The sequence below is a fragment of the Streptomyces sp. P9(2023) genome, from assembly GCF_032436795.1.
Taxonomy (GTDB): Bacteria; Actinomycetota; Actinomycetes; order Streptomycetales; family Streptomycetaceae; genus Streptomyces.
In genome coordinates this window covers 1-250 of record NZ_JAUPWM010000712.1, presented here as the reverse complement: position 1 = coordinate 250, position 250 = coordinate 1, and the positions used below count along the sequence as shown (strand labels likewise).

General features: G+C 43.6%; 1 protein-coding gene. It reads right to left on the bottom strand.

The annotated features are described in order from the left end of the window. Positions 1-250: hypothetical protein (locus Q5762_RS39195; RefSeq protein ID WP_315897093.1), on the bottom strand; the 250-nt coding region annotated here is incomplete at both ends.

Below are 250 nucleotides of genomic sequence, written 5' to 3'. Positions count from 1 at the left end.
CAGATTGATATCCCTACCGCGTTCTGCTTGCAATAATGTAATATATTCATCAACCGGCTCTACATTAATGCCGCTCCAACCTCGTTCGTAGAATGCTTTACTTACCGAATCAATGGTCGGATGCTGGGCTCCTATATCGACATAGAACCCGTTTTCAATATGGCCAAGCGCCCGCCAAAGCATCACATCTTCAAAATTTTGTGCATATGAAACAATGCCCATTTTTCCTCCTAGCAGATTAATGCCAGCA